Source organism: Ruminococcus sp. RTP21359st1_H3_RTP21359_211015 (assembly GCF_040909065.1).
Lineage (GTDB): Bacteria > Bacillota > Clostridia > Oscillospirales > Ruminococcaceae > Hominimerdicola > Hominimerdicola aceti.
Map to the genome: position 1 here is coordinate 1 of NZ_JBDGDD010000043.1, position 15,830 is coordinate 15,830.

Sequence of the window (15,830 nt, forward strand, 5' to 3'; positions counted from 1 at the left end):
AATTGCACAGACTGCTTTTAGTCACAACATAGAATATTTTTGTTTTTTGCGCTGTCTACTTGACAGGGGGCGGGTCACACGAGTACCGCCAGTTATCCTATTCTTCTTCCTTTTTGATCTTGAAAATAAGCCTCATTAAACCCGATATGACCTTTGGACTTTTTACAACTACAACTTTCATAAGTATTACCTCCCGAATAGTTATAGTTTATATTATTCAAAAATCAAAAATCGGTTACCATTTTTGACTGTACTGACAGCAGATAGCCGCTTTTGAATGATATCTCAGCGTATTTTCTATCCTGCCCATCAAAGCCTTTAACCACGTTTGATATGCCAAGTGGGAAAGCATTGGTCAGCAGACAGTCCTCTACTTCATATTTCGCACCCTTTATGGTCAGACCCTCTACCTTATCGGTATATGCCACCAGCGAGAACGAAAAGCCCTCACGGTCATATATCCTGTAACTTCCTGCACGATAAAGCCGAATTATCTCCCTATCTGCGGCTATCATTCCCTCACCGCCACAAGATAAAATATATCCCAGAGATTGGATATTTCCAAGTAAGTGGTCTACTCGTCCGCCTGTTGCACCGAATATGAGAAAATCATCACAACCCGACTCAAAGCCCTCCTTTATGGCAAGCATAAGGTCGGTATCGTCCTTTTCTGAGGGGAAGATCTCGATATTATCAAAAACAGGTTTTTCAGCAGAATCAAAATCGCCCATAATAATGTCCGACTTTACGCCAACTGCCTGTGCAAGCTTATAGCCCTTGTCAGCGGATATCACAAGAGAATCGTCAATAAAATCTTTGTATTCTGCCACACATTGAGCCGACACCGCTTCACCGCCTGAAAAGATAGTGCATTTCTTAGTCATTTTTGTATTCCCACTCCTTAAGCTGCTTTGCCTGCTCGTACATTTCCACATAACTTTCATGCCTTGACTTTGCGATCTCGCCATTTTTTACCGCCTCTATGACCGCACAGCCCTTTTCCTTTGTGTGGCTGCAATCAGGAAATCTGCACTTGCCCTCGTATTTCTGAAACTCAGGAAAACAGCCTGCAAGCTTGTCCTTGAAAATAATATCATATCTGTTGGTATCAAACGACGAAAAGCCAGGGGTATCGGCAATATAACCACCGCCCTCCAGCTTATAAAGCTCTACATGGCGTGTGGTGTGCTTTCCTCTGCCAAGCTTTTTGCTTATCTCGTTGGTGGCAAGCCCCAATGCAGGGAACATATTATTGAGCAGTGACGATTTGCCTACGCCCGTGTTTCCTGTAAATGCCGACAGCTTGCCCTCCAGCACAGCCTTAACAGCTTCACTGCCCTCGCCAGTGGTATTGTCTACCTGAAAGGTCTTTATCCCTGCGCCCTTGTATATGTCCACAAGCTCGTCACAGCTTTCCTTGTCTATCTTTGTAAAGACTACCACAGGCTCTATTTTTTTGAAAACCGCTATTGCAATAAACTTATCAAGTAACAGCAGATTAGGTCTTGGTTCGCAGGTAGACGAAACGAACACAAGCATATCAAGATTTGCAAGAGGCGGTCTTATAAGCAATGAGCGTCTTTCCTCTATCTTCTCGATAACTCCGCTTCCGTCGTCCTCCAATGAAAATTCAACTCTGTCGCCGCCTACAGGAGAAATGTTCTTTCTTCTGAATACTCCTCTTGCCTTACATTCATAAATGCCGTCGGAGGCTTCTACATAGTAGATGCCTCCGATAGCTTTAACGATTATTCCATTCATGAACTACTGACCCTGCTCATCTGGCTCCTGAGGCTCCGGTGCAGGTGCTTCAGTAGTGGTAGTTGTAGTAGTTGTTGTGGTCGTAGTTGTAGTAGTTGTGGTCGTTGTCGGAGTAATGTCGATCAGACCGCTTTCATTCAGGCTTCCGCTAAGAGTAGCTGTCTGCTTATCATAATCTACGTCATATACTGCATAACGGCACTTCTGCTGATTTTCGTCATTTGTGATGAAGATAGTCAAAGTTTCTGTCTTCTTGCCCTTTACTGTTACATTTACAGAACCGCCTGCAACAGATTCTCCACTACCGATCTTCTGTGTATATGCAACGTTGCCGTTATTGTAGATGTCTATAGAATATGAGCCGTGGATACCACTTGGAAGTGGCAGTGAGAATGTTACCTCAACAGGTGAAGTTTCTCCGGTCGAAACGTAAATAGTAACAGTTGTGTCACGCTCAACATATGTGCCTTCATCTGTATCCTGCTCGATGACCTTGCCCTTATCGCCCTCATGCTCGATCTCCTTGACCTCAGCCTTGAGCTTGTTCTCCTTGAGCATTGCAACTGCCTTTTCTTCTGTAAGACCTACAACGCTTGGTACTTTGACTCTTGTTTCAACAGGACCCTTACTTACAAACAAAGCAACAGTCGCACCTACGGCATACTGCTCGCCTGCTGCCGGCTGTGTTTTCACAACAAGACCTGAAGCTATATCCTCAGACCATATATCTCTCTTAACGACCATAAATCCTGCAGCCTTAAGCTCGCTTTCAGCCACAGTGCCGTCTTTCTTCACCATGTCAGGGATAGTTGCCATTTTTTTGCCCTTACTTACAGTAAGTGTGACCGTGAAGCCTTCCTTAACAGACTTTCCTGCTGCCTGACCCTGGAATGTGATTATTCCCTCGTCATACTGGTCATTATACTCTTCGGTGATATCAAATTTAAGCTTATCCTTATAATCCTGCTCAACCTGAACGATATTCTTGCCCACAAAGTTTGGCAGTGTAACTGTGCCTGTGTGCATACCGTTTGAACCGCTGAATGACTTGAACACAACTCCTACGATAACGAACGCTGCAATGATAACTACCGCAACTGTCACAGCAAGGAGTATCGGAACAACATAAGAACGCTTCTTTTCTTCCTCTTCTTCCTCGTCATCGTTTTCTTCGTCATCGTCCTCATATTCTTCATCGTCGTCATAGTTCTCACTATGCTCATCGTCAAAATATTTGTTATTGTTATCAGCCACAGGGATAGGAACAGGGCTGTTCTTATATCCGAAAACAACAGATGGATTAAGCTTGAATGTGTCTATATCCTTTATCATCTCTGCCGCTGACTGATAACGTCTTGCAGGATCTCTCTCCATAGCGTGCATAACTATTTCTTCAAGAGCCTCTGGGATAGAAGGCATGATCTCTCTTGGCGGAACCGGATCCTCCTGCATATGCTTGAGAGCGATAGCCACAGGATTTTCACCGTCAAAAGGCTTTCTGCCTGTGAGCATCTCATAGAGCATAACGCCTACAGAGTATATGTCAGATCTTTCATCTGTCATATCGCCCCTTGCCTGCTCAGGTGAGATATAGTGAACAGAACCGATAGTCTTGTCAGAAAGTGTCTTTCCGTCGATCCTTGAAAATCTTGCGATACCAAAATCCATGACCTTGATAGTTCCGTCAGGGAAAAGCATTATGTTCTGCGGTTTGATATCTCTGTGAACGATACCCTTATCATGAGCATGCTGCAAAGCACGGAGTATCTGAGTTACAAAGTGCAAAGCGTCTTTCCACCTAAGCACGCCCTGCTGCTCGATAAACTCTTTAAGGGTGATGCCGTCGATATACTCCATAACGATAAACTGTATCTCGTCAGAAAATCCCACGTCATATATCTTTACGATATTAGGGTGAGAAAGTACAGCGATAGCCTTGCTCTCGTTTCTGAAGCGTCTGAGAAATTCCTCGTTCTGTGAAAACTCAGGCTTAAGTATCTTTACCGCAACAGTACGGTTTTCCATAACGTCAACTGCCTTATAAACGTCAGCCATTCCGCCCACGCCGATAAGTTCGGTTATCTCATATCTGCCGTCTAGCTTTTTGCCGATATTAGAATCCATGTAATTCAACTCCTATATTATTCATGTTTTATTGTCATTCCATTAATTTGCTATTACCGCAGCAGTAATATTATCTTTACCGCCGCATTCGTTTGCGAAAGCAATAAGCTGTTTTATAGCCTCGTCAAGATTATTGCCAAACACAGTTTCATATATCATATTGTCTGTGCAATAATTGGTCAGACCGTCAGAGCAAAGCAGCACCGCAAAATTATCATTTTCTTCAAGCTCGAAATAATCGACCTCAACATCTGATTCAACGCCCACAGCCTTTGTGATAACGTTTCTCATATGATGATTTTTCGCTTCTTCTTTGGTTATCTGACCCGACCTATAAAGCATTTCCACATAAGTATGGTCAGTGGTTATCTGAGCTATACCGTCCTTGGTAAGAAGATATCCACGGCTGTCGCCCACGCTCACCATATAGACGGTCTTATCCACCACCAATGCCGCAACGCAGGTAGTACCCATACCGTTTTTGTCAATATCCTCCTTGCTCTTGCCATACACGATCGTATTCGCATAATGCACTGAAGTGAGCATAAGATTTCTTATGGAATTTGGTTTCATATCTTTTCTGAAATTTTCCTTGATACGTTTTACTACTGCGTCAATGGCAAGCTGACTGGCAACTCCGCCTGATGACGCTCCGCCCATACCGTCACAGACCACCGCAACGGCAACATTGTCAGCTAGAAATTCAGCATGCACTCTGTCCTGATTTTCACTGCGTTTTTTTCCGATGTCTGTATCAGACGCTATAAACAAGCGATTCACCACCTTTTATCAGATCTCATATTCTCGTCTTAGCTGACCGCAGGCAGCGTCTATATCCGCACCCAAGGTCCGCCTTACAGTAGCGTTTATCCCAAGCTTCTCCAGATATCCTCTGAATCTGTTGGCTGACTTTCTATCAGAATGATAATTACGCTCCTTTATTTTATTAACAGGGATTATATTCACATGACAGACAAATCCGCCCAGAAGCTCCGCAAGTTCCCTTGCGTCCTCCATGGAATCGTTATGCCCGTCTATCAAAGCATATTCAAAAGAAATTCTCCTGCCTGTTACCTTAAAATAGTATCGGCAGGCGACAAGAAGCTCGTTGATATCATACCTGTCATTAACAGGCATTATCTCGCTCCTGCTCTTATTATTGGAAGCGTGCAAAGAGATAGACAATGTTATGCCCAGCTTTTTCTCTGCAAGCTCATATATCCTCGGCACAATGCCGCAGGTAGACACTGAAACGTGCCTTAATGACATATTAAAACCCTTTGGACAGGACAGCACTTCAAGGAAATTCACCACATTGTCAAAGTTATCCATAGGCTCGCCTATTCCCATAAGCACCACGCCTGATATCTTTCTTCCGCTGTCACGCTCAGAAGCATATATCTGTCCCAGTATCTCCGACGAAGTCAGATCACGCTTGAAGCCTGCAATAGTTGACGCACAAAAGCGACAGCCCATTTTGCAGCCCACCTGAGTTGACACGCAAATGGTGTTTCCGTAGTTGTATTCCATTATTACGGATTCCACATGATTTCCGTCCTCAAGCTCATATAGATATTTTACAGTATTATCGGTATGAGATTCAAGCTTTTTTGACACAAATAGTGATTTTAAACAAAATTTTTCATTAAGCAGATTCCTTAATTGTACAGATAGATTAGTCATTTCATCAAAACTTGACACTCGCTTTACATGAAGCCAATCAAATATCTGCCCGGCACGGAACTTCTTTTCTCCAAGCTTTAGTATCTCGGCTTCCAGCTCGTCAGGCAGAAGCCCCAATATATCTATTTTTCCATTATCATCAAATGCTACCAAAAGATCACCTCAGCCTGATAAACTTAGCAATAAAAAATCCGTCTGAATTATATTTTGCAGGTGTGATAGACATTCTGCAAAGACCGCTGTCGCTACCGAAAGCCTCGCCTAGCGGTGCAGGCTCAAAATCAGGGTGTTCAGCCAAAAATCTGTCTGCCACCTCATCATTTTCCGCCCTTGACAGCGTGCAGGTGGAATACACCAGCGTTCCACCGACTTTTACATACTCCGCTGACGTTTTCAGTATATCATACTGTATTTCAGGAAGTCTGTCGAAATCTGAGGGTTCTTTATACTTTATCTCAGGTTTTCTTCTTATTACGCCAAGTCCGGAACAAGGTGCGTCGCAAAGCACTTTGTCAGCCTTTGGCATTTTCTCGTCATAGACCTTTGCATTGTTAACACCTGCGCTTATGCAGTCAAGCCCAAGCCTTTTCGCACCGCTTTCAATAAGCCCTGCACGATTTTTATGCAGATCAAAAGCAAGCACTCTTCCCTTGTTGTTTATACGCTCGGCAATTGTAAAGGTCTTTCCACCAGGTGCGGCACAAAGGTCAAGAACTGTATCGTTCTCCTTAGGATCAAGAGCCGCACAGCAAAGCTGGCTCGAAAGATCCTGAACGTGTATCCTGCCCTCTTTGTAAGCCTTAGTATGCTCCACCGCCCCTGCACCGCATATCCTTATGCAATCAGGCAGGACGGACAGCCTTTCAAATGTAATGCCCTCCTCAGCGAGCATATCCAGTGTGCTTTCAAGAGAATGAAAGACCGTGTTCACTCTTGCGGTGACAGGTGCCTGTCCCACAGAGGTTTTCAGCATTTCAAGGCAGATATCCTTACCATATTCCCTTGTCCACTTCTCCGTCAGCCATACAGGTGCGGAGTATTCTATAGAAAGCTCCTCGGTAGCATTTCTGCCCTTTGGAAGCTTTTTGTCGTTTCTTATAAACTCCCTTAGCATTGCGTTTATAAATCCGCTTGCCGCAGGGTTTCTGTTTTTCTTTGCAAGCTTCACAGACTCGTCCACAGCCGCATTGTCAGGGACGGAGTCCATATATAAAAGCTGATAAAGACCCATTCTCAGGATAACTCTGACCTCAGTACCAAGCTTATTCTTAGGGTTGCGTGAATATTCCCGAATAATGTTATCAAGAGTTATCTGTCTTTCCAAAACGCCGTAGAAAAGTGCTGCGGCGAATTTCTTGTCCTGAGGTGAAAGGTCTGACCTTTCAAGACCCTCGTCAAGAAGTATATTTGAATATGAGCCGCTGTTTTCAAGCCTTGTAAGCAGCCTTAAAACCGTTTTTCTGGCGTTTCCCATAGTTCCTCCGAATTATCCCAGCACAGTGCCGTTCTCAATATGTCTGCCTCTGAGAAAATCAGCGGTATCCATTCTCTTTGAGCCCTCAGCCTGCACCTGAGTAAATCTTATGACCCCGTCTGAGCAGGCAACGGAAAAGTCGCTGTTATCCACCACAGTGCCCGCAGGCTTTCCGCAAGGCTTTGTGGAAGCTATCTCAGACTTATATACTTTCAGCCTTTTGCCCTCAAGCACTGTAGTAGCGCATGGCCAATCAGACAGACCGCATATCTGTTTGTGTATCTTTCTCACAGGCTTTGTGAAATCTATAGGGCAAAGCTCCTTTGAGAGCATTGGTGCATAAGTAGCAAGGCTCTCGTCCTGCTTAACAGGGGTTATCTCGCCCTTATCGAGCTTTTCAAGGGTATCAACAAGCACCTCTGCACCCATTTCGGCAAGTTTGTCAAAAAGCTCAGCGGCTGTTTCGTTCTCGCCAATAGGAGTAGCCTTTTCCACAAGGATATCTCCTGTATCCATGCCCTCTCCCATAAGCATCGTTGTAATTCCAGTTTCAGCTTCGTCATTAAGCACAGCCCACTGTATCGGACCTGCTCCTCGATATTTAGGAAGCAGCGAGCCATGGACGTTCACACAACCAAGCCTTGGTATATCAAGCACCGACTTAGGGAGCATTTTGCCATAAGCCGCCACCACGATACAATCAGGTGCAAGATCTGCAATGATCTTTACATACTCCTCGCCGTCTTTTTTAAGGCTTTGCGGCTGATAAACAGTTGTGTCATGCTCCTGCGCAAGCACCTTTACAGGGGGCGGAGTAAGCTTATAGCCTCTGCCCTTTGGCTTATCAGGCTGAGTGAAAACAGCCTGCACATCATATCCGCTGTCATAAAGCTTTTTCAGAGTTGGTACGGCAAAATCAGGCGTACCCATGAAGATTATTTTCATTAGTCCTCGACCTCTACAAATTCTTCAACTATCTCAGTAAACAGGTGACCCTCAAGGTGTGCAAGCTCATGGCAAACACACTGTGCAAACAGCTCTGATACTTCCATTTCGTACCACTTGCCGTGTCTGTCCTGCGCCTTGAACTTAACTCTCATAGGTCTTGTAACATAGCCCCACTCGTTCGGGCATGAAAGACAGCCCTCCAGAACTCTCTGCTTTTCCTCGCTCTGCCATGTTATCTCAGGGTTGATAAGCTCGTAAACCTTATCGTCGATTATTATAACGACCACTCTTCTCAGCTTTGCCACCTGTGGACCTGCAAGACCAACGCCGTTGGCGTTTTTCAGGGTTTCTGTCATATCGTCAAGAAGCTGACCAAGCTTGTCGTCAAATTCTGTAACAGGCTTGCAGACCTTGTGAAGAATCTCATCGCTCTTATTAAGTATTTTTCTGAGTGCCATTTATTTAACTATCCTTTCTTAAAGCCCGATATCGCCGTTTATGTCGGCATAGATACGAACTGTCTGATAATCTTTATTTTTATAGAACTCGCCCAGAACGTGCTTTATCATCTCACGAAAATCCGCAGTATTGCGTGTTTTCAGGATTAGTCTGTATCTGTAGCGATTATTTATCATTTCAAATGTACATGGTGCAGGGCCCAGCGCTCTGAGGGGAAAATTCACCTTGTGCTGTGAGATATACTTTTTTATAAGCTGAGTCACCCAGCGTGAAGCGCCTATTACCTTGCTTTCAAGGGGTGCTGAAAAGCCTATGACGCATATATCGCAAAAAGGCGGATATGTCAGCGACTTTCTCAGTGCTATCTCCTCTTTATAAAACTCATCATAATTTTGCTCTGCCGCAAGGTTAAGCACATAATGGTCAGGCACAAAGGTCTGAATGTATGCGACCCCTGGTTTATCTCCTCTGCCGCTTCTTCCTGCCACCTGAGTGAGCAGTGAGAATGTTCTCTCATAGCTGCGAAAATCCCCTGTGAACAGTGCCTTGTCAAGGGATATGACACCCACCATTGTGACGTTCGGGAAATTTAGTCCCTTTGCTATCATTTGAGTGCCGAGCATTATATCATACTCGCCTTTCTCAAACGCCTTGAAATTCTCCTCATAGGAATATCTCGAAGAAGTGGTGTCAGCGTCCATTCGCAGAAGCCTTGCCTGCGGAAAAAGCCTTTCAAGCTCGTCCTCCACACGCTGAGTTCCCACACCGCTTGATTTGAGCCTCTGTGAGCCGCACTGTGGACAGTGCTCTATATTATCCATGGTATATCCGCAGTAGTGGCACATATACCGATCGTTTTTCTTGTGATACGTCAGGGGTATATTGCAATTAGGGCAAGCCACAGGCTGACGGCAGTCCATGCAAGTGATATACGTTGTATAGCCACGTCTGTTCAGAAGCAGGATAGCCTGCTCTTTTTTCGCAAGCACTTCTGTGAGCTTATCACACATAACACGGCTGAGCAAGCTGTCATTACCCTCTGCAGCTTCCTCCTGCATATCGACTATCTCAACTTCCGGCAGGGGCGACTTTGAATATCTGTTTTTAAGTTCAAACAAATGATATCTGCCCTTTTGAGCGTAATAAAAGCTCTCCAAAGACGGAGTTGCAGAGGCCATCAACAGCACGCAGTTATTATATCCGCACCGCTGTATGGCAACATCTCGTGCATGGTATCTAGGCGTTGAGTCCGACTTATATGACGGCTCGCCCTCTTCGTCCATGATGATTATTCCAACGTTGGTGACAGGAGCAAATATTGCACTTCTTGTGCCGATAACTATTCTTGCTTCCCCACGCATTACACGTTTGAACTCGTCAGTACGCTGTCCCAATGACAACAAAGAGTGCATAACGGCTATCTTATCACCGAAAAGTGACTTGAATTTGCCGAGCATTTGTGGTGTAAGGGATATTTCAGGCACGAGCATGACCGCTGTTTTACCCATATCCATAACGCTTTTTATAAGCTTTATGAACACAGACGTCTTGCCGCTTCCCGTAACACCGTAAAGCAACGCACCTGCGGGCTTTTCGGCTTTTATAAGCCCCATTATGCCCTCATATGCCGCTGATTGTTCTTCATTTAATATGATATCATCAGGGTCCTGCCTTTCGCCAAGCTCGCCTATGGCGTCACGCATGACCTCGTATTTATACTGCACGATAACTTTCTTGTCAGCAAGCCTTTTTAATATGCTTGAAGTGCAGTTGGTCATATAGCAGACCTCTTTCACAGAGGCACAGCCACCCTCCTCAAGAAGCTTCACCACAAGGGTCTGCTTCGGGGTAAGAGTGGTCTGTATCTCCCCTGACACATACTCGTCAGAAAGCCTTACCATGCTGACATTCTCATCACCGACTTTTCTTTTCAAAGCGTCGCTGATCTCAACATAGCCCTTATCCACAAGAGAGTCGACAGTTTTCTTCTTTCGTGCGTCATTATGCACGTCAAGAAAGCTGTCTATCTCCCTCTGACTTTTTGCACATCGGAGAAAGTCCACCACATTTTTCTCATCTTCATTTAAAGTATCCTCGTCAATGTAGGTATTGACAAGGCTGTAATGCTGTGAAAAAGTGTAGGAAAAGCCTGTAGGCACAACGGATTTGTAAGCGTCATAATAGGTGCAGAAAGTGTTTTCTTTCAGCCACATTATTATCCTCATCATTTCCTCGGTTACAAGGCTTTCCCCGTCCACCACTGAAATAACAGGCTTCAGCTTATCGTTATACTCGGCTTCCGTATACGTTCTCGCAACAAACCCTACGGCTTTGCGGTTTCCTCTGCCAAAAGGCACAAGCACACGCACTCCGCTTTTCACTTTCTGAGCCAACTCCTCCGGCACACTATAACTATACAGTGCGTCGAAGCTGTATGATGCACGGCTTATTGCAACCTTTGCCACGATAAAAACTCCACGCACAGCCGTACACCTCCCCATAAAAAGCCTCGATTATTTTCTGAGGCTTGGATCCTCGATTATTTTGTATTCGCCATTATAAAGCTCGTCAACTGCTGTCTTTACTGGCTTTTCATCAAGCACCAGCTTGTTGTCAAAAGCATCGCTCGTGATCTCTCTTGCTCTCTTTGCAACTGCAATAACTAGAGAATAATAGCTTTCATTGTTCTTCAAAATCTGGCTTACGGCCGGTCTAAGCATCATAATTAAGCACCTCGTCAATTAATTTCTTTGTATCATCATTTTCTGATCTGAATTTATCCGCCTTGCCATCCTCGGCTTTCACGGAGTTCATAACTGCAACAAAATCTTCCACAGCGTCCTCTAGTCCGTCGTTCATTATCACATAATCATAACCGCCGGCTTTGCCGATCTCACCGGCAGCCTGACTTACACGGTCAGCGATAACATCGTCAGACTCAGTTCCACGCTTTCTAAGCCGTCTGTCTATCTCCTTAACAGACGGTGGAAGTATAAACATCAGCACAGCTTCAGGAAAGGCTTTCTTCACCTGAAACGCACCGTTAGTTTCAATTTCAAGTATAACATCTCTGCCCTGCTCAAGATTAGCGAGAACAGGCTTCTTTGGTGTTCCGTAATAATGACCAACATAGCCTGCGTGTTCAAGAAATTCACCGCTGTCTATCATTTTCTTAAAGCTGTCATCGCTTATAAAATGATAATGAACGCCGTCCTTTTCGCCCTCTCTGGGCTTTCTTGTAGTGCAGGATATAGAATAGAACACATCTCTGTTTTTAAAGGCCTCTGCAAGTATAGTTCCCTTGCCGCAGCCTGAGGGAGCTGATATAACAAACAGCTTTGCATTGTTCTTATACATTGTCATCGTCCTCCTCGTCAACAGCGGCACGTCCGCCTACAGTTTCAGGTGCAACTGCCGACAGCACCACATGATCGCTGTCCATAATAAGCACCGCTCTTGTTCTTCTGCCGTAGGTGGCGTCTATAAGAGTACCCTTATCCTTAGCTTCCTGAATGATACGCTTTATAGGCGCAGACTCAGGGGAAACTATGGCAATGACTCTTGCGGAGGACACCATATTTCCAAAACCGATATTAATAAGCTGCATATCTCACACCGCCGTTATTCGATATTCTGTATCTGCTCTCTGATCTTTTCAATCTCAGCCTTAAGATCCACCACCATTTTTGTGATAGTGAGGTCGTTAGCCTTTGAGCCGATAGTATTCACCTCACGGTTAAGCTCCTGCACAAGGAAGTCAAGCTTTCTTCCCACAGGCTCGTCCGACTTGATAAGCCCTCTGAACTGTGAGATATGGCTTCTGAGCCTTACTGTTTCCTCGTCTATTGCCACCTTATCGGCGAAAATAGCCACTTCTGTAAGTATCCTCTGCTCGTCTATGTCCTTATCGCCGAGAGTTTCCTTTATCTTTGCATAAAGTCTTTCTCTGTAGCTTTCAGTAACGCTAGGTGACTGATCTTCTATCTTGCCCACAGTTTCCTCGATATAATCAAGTCTGCCGCTGATATCGTCATACATCTTTACGCCCTCAGTTTCACGCATCTGAACAAATCTGTCCAACGCCACCTGAGCCACGTCCTTGACCTCGTTCCAGATCACTTCCTCGTCATCTGTTTTCTTCACAACTGTGAACACATCAGGAAGTTTCATGATATGTGACAGTGTGATATCGTCATCAAGGTCAAGCTCGTCAGCCGCACCTCTCAGTGCGTCAAGATAGCCCTTTGCAACAGCCTTGTTAAGCTCTATCTCAGCGTCAGTACCCTCCTGATTATAGATAGAAACAGACGCCTCTACCTTGCCACGGGAGATACCGCTTTTAAGAAAGCCTTTCAGCTTTTCATCAAGATAGCCGTAGGCTCTCGGAGTTCTCGAAGTAAATTCATAATATCTGTGGTTTACAGAGCGTATCTCAACGATTATCTCTCTGCCGTTTGCCACGATATGCTCTCTGCCGAAACCGGTCATGCTTTTTATCATAGCATACCCGTCCTTTCATATATTAATATTTATGTTATCCGCTTGGTACTTAACATAGTACATCAAATTATATTATAACATCAAGCTCCGTAAATAGCAATAGTTTTTCACATTTATTTAAAATTATATTTACTTAAAATTTATATATTCTGAAATATGTCCAACAGTGACGAGCCGATATAGATATGAGGATATTTTTCAAAATCCTCTTTAGTGGTAGAGCCAGTTGTTACTCCTGCAAAATCCACCCCTGAATTGAGTGCGGTTTCAGCGTCGATGTAGCTGTCGCCTATATAAAGCACGTCCGATTTATCCGCACCGAAACGCTCTATTATCAAATCAAGTCCCTGCGGGTCAGGCTTTGCCCTTGTGACGTCCTCGCCTCCAACTATGATATCTACAGGCAAAGAGCCTGCCTGCTCATTGAAAGTATTGACTATCCTATAGCGATATTTCGTGGAAACTATGCCGACTTTTACCCCTGCGTTCTGCAAAGTCTGCAAAATTGCGATAGTATCGTCATAAAAATATGTTTTCTTCACCATTACCTCGTCTGCCTTTTTTACATACGCTTTGCGCATATCCTCACGCTGAGGATTGTCAGGCATATCTGTCAGCAGGTCGAAAGCGTCAACAAGGGTCATGCCTATGGTGTTGTAGATAGTCCTGTCGTCCTTGGGCGGATAACCAAACTCTTTCAAAACGTGCTTAAAACACTCCAGAATACCCTCGGAAGAGTCTGCAAGAGTAAGGTCAAAATCGAAAACAAAATATTTGTATTTGCTCATAATAAACTCCTTTTCAAACAGCAAGGGCAACCCTTTGCGGATTGCCCTGTATTTTATTCAACTGTAACTGATTTTGCAAGATTTCTCGGCTTATCAACGTCATTGCCTCTGAGAACTGAGGTATAGTAAGCGATAAGCTGCAAAGGAACCACTGTCAGCATAGGCATGAGCAGATCGTCTATTGTCGGCAGACCTATCTTATAATCAGCTACCTCGTCGTCAACGTTGATATATCCGTGAGTAACAAGAACAACGTATGCTCCTCTTGCCTTGACCTCCTTGACGTTGCTTATGGTCTTGTCAAGAAGCTCTCTTTGTGTTGCAACTGCGATAACAGGCATATTGTTTGTTACCAGTGAGATAGTGCCATGCTTAAGCTCGCCTGCGGCATATGACTCAGAGTGGATATATGATATCTCCTTAAGCTTCAGTGAGCCTTCCATAGAAAGTGCATAGTCAAGACCTCTGCCGATATAAAGAAGATTTTCCTTGTTTACAAGCTGTGAAGCAACATACTGACAATTATCAGGTGTTTTAAGAACAACTTCAAGCATATTAGGAACGTTCTGAAGCTCTGCTGTAAGTCTCATACACTCCTCTTTTGAGATAGCTCCGTGAGCGTATGCTATAGCAAAGCTCAGCAGATAGAATACAGAAAGCTGAACGATATATGCCTTTGTGGAAGCTACAGATATCTCAGGGCCTGCATGGGTGTAAAGCACCATATCAGACTCTCTTGCGATAGACGAGCCTTTTACGTTTACGATAGAAAGTGTTTCAGCGCCCCTCTCCTTAGCCATTCTAAGGGCTGCGAGAGTGTCGGCTGTTTCACCTGACTGTGAAACAAGAATAACAAGATCTCCCTTTGCAATGATAGGATCTCTGTATCTGAACTCAGAAGCCATATCCACTGTAACAGGTACCCTGCCAATCTTTTCAAGCACATACTTGCCCACAAGACCTGCGTGCATAGCAGTACCGCAGGCAACAACGAAGATGTTGTTATAGCCCTTGAGTCTGTCATATGTAAGACCACACTCTTCAAGGTTTGGCATACCGTCAACTATTCTTGGTGTGATAGTTGTTTTTATAGCTGTTGGCTGTTCGTGAATCTCTTTGAGCATAAAGTGAGCATATCCGCCCTTCTCAGCGGCTTCCATATCAAAGTCAGCAACGAGCATCTCTTTCTCAACTGGCATTCCATGAACATCAAAGAACTCTACCTTGCCATCGTCAAGGACAGCTATCTCGTTCTCGTCAAGAAGATAGTAATTCTTCGTATATTTCAGTATTGCAGGCACATCAGAAGCTATAAAAGCTTCGTCCTCGCCAACTGCAACGATAAGAGGAGAATCCTTTCTTACTGCATATATTCTTCTTGGAAAATCCTTGAATATGATACCGAGAGCATATGAACCCTCTATCTCAGCAAGAACCTTCTGTATTGTCGCCATAGGGTCGCCCTCATAATAATAATCAAGAAGCTTTGCAACTGTTTCTGTATCTGTCTGAGATTCAAAGATATATCCCTTTTTCAGCAGAAAATCCTTGATAGTTCTGTAGTTTTCAATGATACCATTATGAACGATAGAAATATTCGCATTTCCGTGAGGGTGTGAATTTATATCAGACGGCTCGCCGTGTGTAGCCCAGCGTGTGTGACCTATACCGCAAGTACCGTTGAGCCAGCCCTCTCTTTTAAGCTTTTCTTCAAGGTCAGCAAGTCTGCCCTTTGTCTTTTTTGTCTTGATAGCATCGTTCTCAAAAACAGCTATTCCTGCTGAGTCATAACCTCTGTATTCAAGCTTTGACAGTGAGTCAAGCAACACCTTTGTACAATCCTTTTTTCCCACATAGCCTACTATTCCGCACATGTATAAGCAACTCCTTTCATTCTCATTTGTTAAAAATCATCAAATTTCTTATATTTTTCCAAACCATATCCACATAAATATAATATATCATAGCATATTTTGCATGAAAAAGCAATAGCAAATGCAAAAATTAGCGAAAAGTACTTGTAGTGCTACAATAGATATTGGACAAAATTAAGAAAAAAGAAAAGAGAGATAGGCAAAAATCTGATAAAATAA

General features: G+C 44.1%; 16 protein-coding genes. All 16 read right to left on the reverse strand.

Annotated elements, in window-relative coordinates; genetic code table 11:
• Window positions 1-97: 97 nt before the first annotated feature.
• The 16 genes from spoVM to glmS all read right to left on the reverse strand — a co-directional run bounded on the left by spoVM (window position 98) and on the right by glmS (window position 15,611).
• The gene (gene spoVM, locus AB5Z01_RS12555) at window positions 98-181 is read right to left on the reverse strand and encodes a stage V sporulation protein SpoVM (protein ID WP_117856231.1); all 84 of its coding nucleotides are present in this window, start codon (window positions 179-181) and stop codon (window positions 98-100) included.
• Window positions 182-224: 43 nt separating this feature from the next.
• Complete coding sequence (locus AB5Z01_RS12560; protein WP_195221720.1) at window positions 225-884, reverse strand: thiamine diphosphokinase; 660 nt, start codon at window positions 882-884, stop codon at window positions 225-227.
• Window positions 877-1,761 (reverse strand): ribosome small subunit-dependent GTPase A, encoded by an 885-nt coding sequence (gene rsgA, locus AB5Z01_RS12565; RefSeq protein WP_046441704.1) that lies wholly within the window; start codon window positions 1,759-1,761, stop codon window positions 877-879. Before rsgA ends, AB5Z01_RS12560 begins: the two co-directional genes overlap by 8 nt.
• Window positions 1,762-1,764: 3 nt before the next feature.
• Window positions 1,765-3,885: a Stk1 family PASTA domain-containing Ser/Thr kinase gene (gene pknB, locus AB5Z01_RS12570; RefSeq protein WP_117905824.1), complete on the reverse strand. Its 2,121-nt coding sequence runs from the start codon at window positions 3,883-3,885 to the stop codon at window positions 1,765-1,767.
• A gap of 42 nt (window positions 3,886-3,927) precedes the next feature.
• A complete protein-coding gene (locus AB5Z01_RS12575; RefSeq protein WP_022287850.1) occupies window positions 3,928-4,656 on the reverse strand; it encodes a Stp1/IreP family PP2C-type Ser/Thr phosphatase in 729 nt (242 codons plus the stop codon).
• 18 nt (window positions 4,657-4,674) lie between these two features.
• Window positions 4,675-5,721: a 23S rRNA (adenine(2503)-C(2))-methyltransferase RlmN gene (rlmN, locus tag AB5Z01_RS12580; protein ID WP_368365579.1), complete on the reverse strand. Its 1,047-nt coding sequence runs from the start codon at window positions 5,719-5,721 to the stop codon at window positions 4,675-4,677.
• Window positions 5,722-5,725: 4 nt separating this feature from the next.
• Entirely contained in the window at window positions 5,726-7,042 is a 1,317-nt protein-coding gene (gene rsmB / locus AB5Z01_RS12585) for a 16S rRNA (cytosine(967)-C(5))-methyltransferase RsmB (RefSeq protein ID WP_368365580.1), read from the reverse strand.
• 12 nt (window positions 7,043-7,054) lie between these two features.
• On the reverse strand, window positions 7,055-7,987 hold the full coding sequence (gene fmt / locus AB5Z01_RS12590; RefSeq protein ID WP_368365581.1) for a methionyl-tRNA formyltransferase: 933 nt from the start codon (window positions 7,985-7,987) through the stop codon (window positions 7,055-7,057).
• Entirely contained in the window at window positions 7,987-8,448 is a 462-nt protein-coding gene (def, locus tag AB5Z01_RS12595; protein ID WP_022287846.1) for a peptide deformylase, read from the reverse strand. The genes fmt and def overlap by 1 nt, the downstream gene beginning before the upstream one ends.
• Before the next feature lie 18 nt (window positions 8,449-8,466).
• A complete protein-coding gene (gene priA / locus AB5Z01_RS12600; protein WP_287216236.1) occupies window positions 8,467-10,932 on the reverse strand; it encodes a primosomal protein N' in 2,466 nt (821 codons plus the stop codon).
• 30 nt (window positions 10,933-10,962) lie between these two features.
• Entirely contained in the window at window positions 10,963-11,172 is a 210-nt protein-coding gene (gene rpoZ, locus AB5Z01_RS12605; protein WP_022287844.1) for a DNA-directed RNA polymerase subunit omega, read from the reverse strand.
• On the reverse strand, window positions 11,162-11,806 hold the full coding sequence (gmk, locus tag AB5Z01_RS12610) for a guanylate kinase (RefSeq protein WP_243271280.1): 645 nt from the start codon (window positions 11,804-11,806) through the stop codon (window positions 11,162-11,164). Before gmk ends, rpoZ begins: the two co-directional genes overlap by 11 nt.
• Complete coding sequence (gene remA / locus AB5Z01_RS12615; RefSeq protein ID WP_022287842.1) at window positions 11,799-12,056, reverse strand: extracellular matrix/biofilm regulator RemA; 258 nt, start codon at window positions 12,054-12,056, stop codon at window positions 11,799-11,801. The genes gmk and remA overlap by 8 nt, the downstream gene beginning before the upstream one ends.
• A gap of 14 nt (window positions 12,057-12,070) precedes the next feature.
• Complete coding sequence (locus AB5Z01_RS12620) at window positions 12,071-12,949, reverse strand: YicC/YloC family endoribonuclease (RefSeq protein WP_022287841.1); 879 nt, start codon at window positions 12,947-12,949, stop codon at window positions 12,071-12,073.
• A gap of 140 nt (window positions 12,950-13,089) precedes the next feature.
• Window positions 13,090-13,737 carry an HAD family hydrolase gene (locus AB5Z01_RS12625; protein ID WP_138337174.1) on the reverse strand — a complete coding sequence of 216 codons (648 nt, stop codon included), beginning with the start codon at window positions 13,735-13,737 and terminating at the stop codon, window positions 13,090-13,092.
• A gap of 53 nt (window positions 13,738-13,790) precedes the next feature.
• Window positions 13,791-15,611, reverse strand: a complete 1,821-nt coding sequence (glmS, locus tag AB5Z01_RS12630) for a glutamine--fructose-6-phosphate transaminase (isomerizing) (protein ID WP_138337177.1) — start codon at window positions 15,609-15,611, stop codon at window positions 13,791-13,793.
• Window positions 15,612-15,830 lie beyond the last annotated feature (219 nt).

What these genes read in the sequence shown, in the direction of transcription:
- spoVM (WP_117856231.1), bottom strand. Translation starts at nt 181, where the DNA reads ATGAAAGTTGTAGTTGTAAAAAGTCCAAAGGTCATATCGGGTTTAATG.
- AB5Z01_RS12560 (WP_195221720.1), bottom strand. Translation starts at nt 884, where the DNA reads ATGACTAAGAAATGCACTATCTTTTCAGGCGGTGAAGCGGTGTCGGCT.
- rsgA (WP_046441704.1), bottom strand. Translation starts at nt 1,761, where the DNA reads ATGAATGGAATAATCGTTAAAGCTATCGGAGGCATCTACTATGTAGAA.
- pknB (WP_117905824.1), bottom strand. Translation starts at nt 3,885, where the DNA reads ATGGATTCTAATATCGGCAAAAAGCTAGACGGCAGATATGAGATAACC.
- rsmB (WP_368365580.1), bottom strand. Translation starts at nt 7,042, where the DNA reads ATGGGAAACGCCAGAAAAACGGTTTTAAGGCTGCTTACAAGGCTTGAA.
- fmt (WP_368365581.1), bottom strand. Translation starts at nt 7,987, where the DNA reads ATGAAAATAATCTTCATGGGTACGCCTGATTTTGCCGTACCAACTCTG.
- def (WP_022287846.1), bottom strand. Translation starts at nt 8,448, where the DNA reads ATGGCACTCAGAAAAATACTTAATAAGAGCGATGAGATTCTTCACAAG.
- rpoZ (WP_022287844.1), bottom strand. Translation starts at nt 11,172, where the DNA reads ATGATGCTTAGACCGGCCGTAAGCCAGATTTTGAAGAACAATGAAAGC.
- gmk (WP_243271280.1), bottom strand. Translation starts at nt 11,806, where the DNA reads ATGTATAAGAACAATGCAAAGCTGTTTGTTATATCAGCTCCCTCAGGC.
- remA (WP_022287842.1), bottom strand. Translation starts at nt 12,056, where the DNA reads ATGCAGCTTATTAATATCGGTTTTGGAAATATGGTGTCCTCCGCAAGA.
- AB5Z01_RS12620 (WP_022287841.1), bottom strand. Translation starts at nt 12,949, where the DNA reads ATGATAAAAAGCATGACCGGTTTCGGCAGAGAGCATATCGTGGCAAAC.
- AB5Z01_RS12625 (WP_138337174.1), bottom strand. Translation starts at nt 13,737, where the DNA reads ATGAGCAAATACAAATATTTTGTTTTCGATTTTGACCTTACTCTTGCA.
- glmS (WP_138337177.1), bottom strand. Translation starts at nt 15,611, where the DNA reads ATGTGCGGAATAGTAGGCTATGTGGGAAAAAAGGATTGTACAAAGGTG.